Below are 8,218 nucleotides of genomic sequence, written 5' to 3'. Positions count from 1 at the left end.
ATATCGGATCTGTCTAACTTTAATTCCTTCTTATTAGAACAATTTTTAAACGTACTGTTAGAATTTCCTGTATTCCCCAACACACCTACAATACCGCCTACACCGGTTACTGTTTTTGTACCTACTGACCTATCAACTGATAATTCGCCTTCGTTAATTAAATTTGTAAATAATTCTCCTGCATAAGGCATAGCTCCCACACATCCTCCGATTCCGGACGGTGTTGCATTTGCTTCCTTATTCCATATGGCGGAAACATTACCTTTATTTGTGCAGTTACTATATTCGCCGGTATTGAAAGCACTGGAAGTGCCCTGGTATATGCGCCCTAGTATTCCTCCGACGTTCTGAATTCCAGAAATGGAACCGCTATTAGCATTATTCTGTACTTTTAAGTACGCTCCGTCTTCCTGTCTTCCAATGATACCGCCCACATCACCTCCGCCTTTTATGGTACCGGTCGTACCATTATTACAGTTTTCGATTAAACCAACGGAAACTGCATTGCTCTTGCTTTTTATAACACCTATAATGCCTCCGACCTGGGCAAAATTATTGACATCGACGACTCCATAATTATTACAGCTATTAATATAAACTTTTGTAGTCGCATAACCAACGATTCCACCCATTCCGCAATAAGTATAATTGTAAATATCCAGTTTCTTATTGGAATTCATTTTTATTTTTCCGTAGTTATTACAGGAATTAAGAATCAGATACTGGTCGTTACCGGAAGCATTTCCCACGATTCCCCCAACAGAACCGCATGATTCTCCGTTCATAACAATATTCATGTAATTGTTGCAGGAGTCAAAGTTTTTGGTCAGTGTTTTGAGGGCTTCGGAATTTTTTATATCCTTTCCCGGTTTGGGTCCGGCATAATTTCCTACGATACCACCTGCATTGCGGACGTCACAGGTAAGGAAATCTCTTGTCTCTCCAGCTTTACCATTATTACAATTAATAAATGTAGTTGAGGATCCATTTCCGACTATACCTCCTACATTCGTAATGCCTGCAGGCTGGTTGCTTTCATCGGCATAGCAGATCCTTCCCTGGTTGCTGCAATTGGTCAGCTTAACATTGGCGGCATATCCGGTGATCCCTCCAATATCACTGCTGTTCTCCTGTAAAGGATTAATCATTGCCTGGGAGGTGTTCTCACAATCCGTAATATCTGCTGAATTGCTCTGAAAACCGCTGATTCCTCCTATCCGTGTTTTTCCACCGATAATTCCCTTATTTTTACACGCTGTAATTGCGACACTGCTGTTTCCGTAAATACCGCCGGCATTTAGTACACCTGTTACAGAGGCATAATTTACAATATAGCCATCTCTTGCGTTGCCATTGTTAGGAGCATCCCGTAAAATGCTGCTGTTTTTATCCCCAATTCCGACGATTCCGCCTACATTCGTGCATCCGTTAATGGAAGTACGTGTATCCGGTGTTGTGTTAATGGCATATTCATCGCTGTCTCCAATACGTTTTAAATAAATCGTTCCCGCATTGCGTCCGGCGATTCCACCAACGCCGCCGTCCGTCTTCAGATTGCCCTTATCATCAAAATTCCGATTGCCAAGTCCGCTAATCGTACCTCTGAATTCACAGTTTTTCACGATATGACTTTTGTTATTGTATCCGATGATACCGCCGGCATATAAGGTCTGTGCCATTTCACCAATATGAATGGTACCGCTGTAAATATAATTTTCTATACTTACGGGATTATTATCCGTTGCAGATCTCTCATCTTTTCCGATAATGCCGCCGATCAATGGGGTATTTCCTGCGGTACTATTAACAGCAGCCTGGTTAACATTGATATTGATGGTAACATTACTGTCTTCTTCGCTGTTCTTTTTCATGGTAACAGTTCCCAGGTTCCAGCCAATTATGCCGCCCAAGATATTACTGCCAGTGATAGAGTTTGAATTGGAACTATTTTGTTTTGAAGAACAATTATTAATTTCACCCGCGGCGATCCCTTGGGAAGCACCATTATTAATGCCGGCGATTCCACCGATTGCATTGCGTTCGGTGCCTGTGACAGCTCCTGCCACACTTCCAAGATTGATACTTGCTTGAATGATGCCGGAGTTGATTCCTGTGATACCACCAGCCTGTGCATAATCACTCCTTATGGTTCCGGAACTGTTGCTGCAACTTTCCAGTGTGCCAAAATTCATGCCTACGATTCCGCCGGACTGCCCATAATTACTGATAACATTTCCATAATTTTCACAATTTAAAATCTCTTTACCGGACTCATTTACACCGGTGATACCGCCTGCGTAACCGGAACCAATTACATTATCCGATGCATCTCTTTTTTCCGATGTAATATTGCCATAGTTACTGCAGGATATAATGCTCTTGGAGTTATGGCTGCCTACGATTCCGCCCACATAATTCTCACCCGTTACATTTGCCCTGTTCACTAAATTCTCAAGAGTAGGCTGTACGCCCTGGATAGTGGAATCGTTGTCTGTGCCTTCCTGTAACAGGATTCCCTCATTAACCCCGATCAGACCGCCCACATAGTTTCTGCCCACGACGGTAGGTATAATCCGCTCACTTCCGATTGCGGTTCCGGATATACTTCCTTTATTAAATCCGGTGATTCCGCCTACTTTGTCACCGCCGGGAGCCGATACGTTGGCAAATGTCGTACAATTGACAATGGAAGCTTCATTGGTACCAACAAGACCGCCTGTATTGCTGCCGCCAACGATAGAAGCATATTGATTGGCGCTGCAACTGTCAACCCGCGCCGGTTTTGAAGGGTCTGTAGTATGATTTAATCCTACGATTCCTCCCACACTGCTCCTGCCTTCTATTTTGAAGCTTTTCGCATCTCCTATGACACAATTTTTGATGATGCCTTCATTTACTTCGCATAGTCCACCCAGATATTTACTTGGAGATTTCACACTTCCTTCGTTATAACACTGCTGAATTAAACCAGTAGATGTATTTCTGCCCGTAATACCACCTATAAAATAGGAAGTTCCTGTTATTTGATCAGAAGTTGCAGCATCTTCTTCGATCTGAATGCCATCCGGTATGACGATAGAAATATCACCATAATTATTGCTCGATGTTACCGTTAGATTACTGCCTTTTTCGTTACACCCGATAATACCGCCCACATAGCGGGAGCCGGTAACCGAAGCTGTATTGCGGCACCTTACAAAATTCGTTATGGTCTTTTGCACTCCACCCTGTTCCTGTGAAGCATTCGCATCAAAGACGCCATAAGGATAATATACTGACAGACTTGCACATTGAATAGGTACATCGATCAAATTCGCCACGCTGGAATGATAGCCGATAACGCCACCCACATAGGCTTCTCCTTTAATGGAAATACTGCCCGCTGTAGCGCCTGTGATCTGCACTTCCGTCTGATTATTATCTTGTACCGGCACAATATTGCAGCCTATGAGACCGCCCACATAATTTTTACCGGAGATTTGTGAATCTGCACCGCCATTATAGGTTACCTCAACACCGTTAATACCGCTTATATCGGAATTCATTCCCAGATATCCGCCAACGTAATTGTTCCGTCCCCGTACACATCCGGAGATATTGCGGTATCCGCTGATAGAAGACACATTCCATCCTACAATTCCGCCTACAAAAGAATTGCCGTATACATAATTGGTGCTGTCTGCGTTGTTTGCGCCATCTCCAATTACAGAACCCAGATTTAAACCTGCGATTCCTCCGGCACAGTCGGCTGTTGTGAGAAAATCATATTTTGCATCAATAATGTTATCTTCGGTTTCTTCATAGCTGCTTAAACATTTATTTAATTCACCATAGTTTACACCGGTAATTCCTCCGCTGTATCGTTTCACAGCGTATACGAATCCTGTATTGGTACAACTGCTTATCTTACTTGCAGAGTTTGTATTTTCAGCCGGTAATCCTCCCTGCATTAATGCTTTATAATAATTATTAAGATTTCCTTTTATGGCATCTCTTTCTGCATCGCTTAGGTCTTTCTGCATGAGTTTTTTATAATATTCATCAGTGCCGGAAGCCAGTTCATCCAGTTGCCCATTCCAGTCAGCCTCCAATAATTTCTGAACGCTGTCAAAGTCCGCTCCGTTCATACCTACAATACCGCCTACCATAGAAGCGCCCAGTACATTTGATGAGTTTACATAATTGGATATCACTCCGTTTTCATCGTAGGTAAACCCAAAAATTCCCCCAACCATGTTACCGCTGCCGATTACAAGGCCGTTAACATCTTCTTTTCGTCCAGTGATATTTTCCAGTATTGTGGATATAAGTCCTCCGTTTGTAACAGTTCCCATATTGACGCCGATCAGTCCGCCGACGAAATCCTTGCCCAGAACAGCATTGTTTACAAAACAATCCGTAACTTTTGCCTGCTCTCCCAGATTACCTCCCGCAATACCTCCAACGCACGTTCCTAAATAAGAGGGCAATGTTCCATCCACCTGATTCAAATCATTTATACATGTTTCAAAAAGTTTATCGCTCTTCGTAAAGTATGTTTCATCCAGTACATTTTCACATTTTTTTAAAATGCCTTCATTATATCCCACTATTCCGCCAATATAAAGCGGCTCCCGGGATAAAGCTCCGGTACCATCCGGTTGTTCATTTTTGTTAGACAGGCTAATAATTCCTTTATTAATGCAGCCTTGTAATTTTCCGGTATTTTTATTTTGCCCTGCGATTCCGCCAAAGTTCTGTATCGCTGTATCCTCATCTGTTACAACGGCTAGATTATTGTAATTTTTAAGAGAAGCTACCTGATCGGAATGATTTAAACCAATAATTCCGCCCACGTTTTGATTTCCCGACACTATATTTTGCGTTGCCTTTTGATCGTTGTCCACAACCGGCGATGTGGTTACATCAGAAACCTCACCCTTATTTTCACCAATCACACCGCCTATGTTTTTGCCGAAATTGGCAACCGTGCTCCCGCTTTCTTCACCGCTGCTATTATAATTTTTTGCCTGTACTGCGGCCTGGACCTGAACATCCGTAATCTTACCTGTCTCATTATTTGTGCCTGTAACAGCACCTACATTTGTTATTCCTGAAACGGATGAATCCAGGAGACGAAGTCCCTTGATCTCTCCGCCATTTATTGCAAATAGTCCTACATTATTTCCGATTTTGGCATCAGCTTTGATATCTATGCCGGTTATCCGGAAATTCCGCTTATGATTGTCTTCATCTGTTGTTTCTTCAACGGCAAATTGACCTTTAAATTCTGATACGATATTGGTCAAATCATTTTGATCCGCTTTTACTTCTCTTACAAACACCAGGGGTTCAAAAAGTTTCTTATTTAGCATAACCGTATGAGAACTGTCATTGTTGTATTCCGGAGTCTTCCAGTTAATATCCCCGGTCTGCAGGAAATAGGATTCTGCAGTTACATGACGCATATTGTTCAGATGACGTGCATACTTAATGGTGTAAGGAGAATCTAAAGTGGAGTCATTTTCTTCTAAACCAGTCTCCAACTTACCGCTTCCGCCTGCATCTACCATAACCCCATTGTAATCAGCTTCTTTTTCGCCGCCTCCAAAGTTGGCACTTTCATAATTGGAAATACCTTTTTGATCCGAAACGGACATCCCTTCCAATTTAGGAGTTACTTCGCAGTAAATATAATCCGTAGACAATATCCCTTTGTATTTTTCCAATATGCTGTAGTGGATACAATCCAGGCTCAAAGAATAGGTATTGGTACTGCTGTTGTATATAAAGATTGGATCCGAAGAAGATGTAGATGTGCCTGCTTTTTCTTCTGCTGTTTTCCAATCAGTAGGTGTGCCTACACCAGCTTTTACCTTTCCTATACTGACACTGAAATCGGGTCTGTTTTTTGATTTGATTTTCACATCATAATATAGTTTACCTGCAAGAGAGGAATCAGCGGAAAAAGCAGGGTTTCCTGACTCTGCCCCTGCTCCTTCAAGTGGTAAGTTTTTATCCTGCCATTCTAAATATAATCGGTCACCGTTCACTAATTTTACAGCCGGCTGATATACTTCCACCGTGCTGTTGGCGTAGTTGGACATACTGATTCCGTAGTAGCCCTGGCGATTTTCTTTCAGGCTTTTGGTATCACGCTTTACTACGTTATATTTTTCACTGCCGTTCAGTTCATAAGGATAAATATTAGGTTTCTGGCAAAAATTAACAATTTTTTCCGAATAAAAAACGCTTAGAACAATACCGGTTGTTTTATCATATTCCAGTAAAAAACAATGGTCGGTTATATTCTCATCCTTTATGCTGGGTTCAATGATTTCTGACCAGAATGGATTATAGAAAATATCGTCATCTTTTGATGACATATCTTCTCTGTTTCCTAAATAACCTTCCTTACTATTAATAAACACGGATACAATTTTACTGCTGCTATGATTTTTTTCCCATTCTTCTTTAACTGTGGGATCGTCATCCGGAAAATATCCGTTTAACTGCAAGATGTCTTCCATCCTGGTAGTGTTGAGACCTGTATCATATGTAGCAATACGCTCATTAAATTGGTTTAGTGCTCCCAGTTCTTTTTGCTGAGTCAGATAATTCTGAGCAGCGTAAAAAACAGTTTCCGCTGTTTGGTTTGCCTTAAGCATATAGGCGGTCACCATATAACCGTACACCGCTACTGTCACGATGGTACCGATAATGGCAACAACGGTGATAACGGAAATCATTTCTAATAATGTGAAGCCTTTGGTTTGTTTTAGTGTTTGTTTTATTTTGGCAAACATTATAAGTTCATCCTTTCTTGGGGTGATTATTGTAAAATATAGTTAGTTATTATTCGTATTAGTAAATGTAGGATTTTTTATTCTGCACTTAATAATAGGGATAATGTTTTGGTAAATAGGCAGGCATATTGCCTGCCTTAGTGATAATCTATTACGCAATATATTTTGTTATATTATGGTGTTTCTGTTTCTTTTTCTTTTGGATAAGTAGCTTTATTACCATCTTTTACGTCCCAAGTCACTTCAGTTAATGTGTTATTTTTGCCAATAACGGCTGTTATCGTTACATTTTTAATTTCATTAGCATTAAAAAATTCACTTATACCTTTAAAATTGGAATCAGTAATAAAAGTACCGTTGTCTACGATTTTATAACCAGTAGCATTTTCCGGAATTGTTTTTCCAGCCGTTTCCTGTCCAGTCAAAAACGTCTGAATAGAAGTATACGCCGTCTTAGCATTTGCATCTACAGACGTTTTTCTTGCCGTTGATAAAAACTTCACCAAATTCGGTGCGATCAAAGCGATCAGGATTGCTATGATAGCAATAACGATGATCAATTCGATTAATGTAAAACCTTTCTTCTCCTTTGCTGATTTTCTCAGCTTCTGCATGAATGTCATAATTCATACCTCCTTAAATTTATGTTTTTGTATGTATAAACCCTTTGGGGATTTATCAAAATTATATCACATTGAGAATGCAAAAAAATTACGCGAAGAGCTTCTGCATTAACATGTTCTTGTCGATTCCATAGTCAACTGCCATTTCTGGTTTTATGATATGGTTTTGAGCCAGTTCCAGTAAATGTCCATCCATGGGCTGCATGCCCAGCCTGCCGCCTGTTTGTAAAACGGAAGTGATCTGGTGGCATTTATTTTCTCGAATCATATTCGCAACGGCATCCGTGATTAATAAGATTTCAAGGGCTGCTACCCTGCCTTTTCCATCTGCTGTAGGAACAAGCTGCTGGGATATCACTGCCTTTAATACGGAAGCTAATTGTGTCCGTATCTGCTGCTGCTGATATGGTGGAAATACATCAATAATACGGTCTATGGTCTGCGCTGCGCCTGTTGTATGCAGGGTAGAAAATACCAGGTGTCCGGTTTCGGCTGCTGTTACCGCCGATGCGATGGTTTCCAGATCTCTCATTTCTCCTACCAGAATAATATCAGGATCTTCACGGAGTGCGCTTCTGAGTGAGGCTGCAAAGCTGTTGGTATCTACGCCTACTTCTCTTTGGTTTACCATACAGTTTTTATGCTGGTGTACATACTCCACCGGATCTTCTATGGTAATTATATGTTCGCTGCGGCTCTGGTTAATATAGTCCAGGGAGGATGCCAATGTGGTAGATTTACCACTTCCGGTGGGACCGGTAACAAGTACCATGCCGCGTTTCAGCATAGCGAGATCTTTTAGAATCTTTG

The 8,218-nt window shown here is 41.2% G+C and carries 3 protein-coding genes; all 3 read right to left on the bottom strand.

Going from position 1 to position 8,218, the window contains the following annotated elements; translation table 11 throughout:
* On the bottom strand, positions 1–6,785 hold a 6,785-nt coding region (locus ACH2DQ_RS19740), incomplete at its 3' end, for a prepilin-type N-terminal cleavage/methylation domain-containing protein (RefSeq protein WP_395027978.1).
* Positions 6,786–6,958: 173 nt separating this feature from the next.
* Positions 6,959–7,408, bottom strand: a complete 450-nt coding sequence (locus ACH2DQ_RS19735; RefSeq protein ID WP_394911403.1) for a prepilin-type N-terminal cleavage/methylation domain-containing protein — start codon at positions 7,406–7,408, stop codon at positions 6,959–6,961.
* 88 nt (positions 7,409–7,496) lie between these two features.
* The coding region (locus ACH2DQ_RS19730; protein WP_395027975.1) for a type IV pilus twitching motility protein PilT at positions 7,497–8,218 on the bottom strand (722 nt) is incomplete at its 5' end.

This window comes from Robinsoniella sp. (assembly GCF_034124845.1).
Note: the sequence above shows the minus strand (reverse complement) of the source record. Positions and strands in the feature narration are given on the sequence as shown.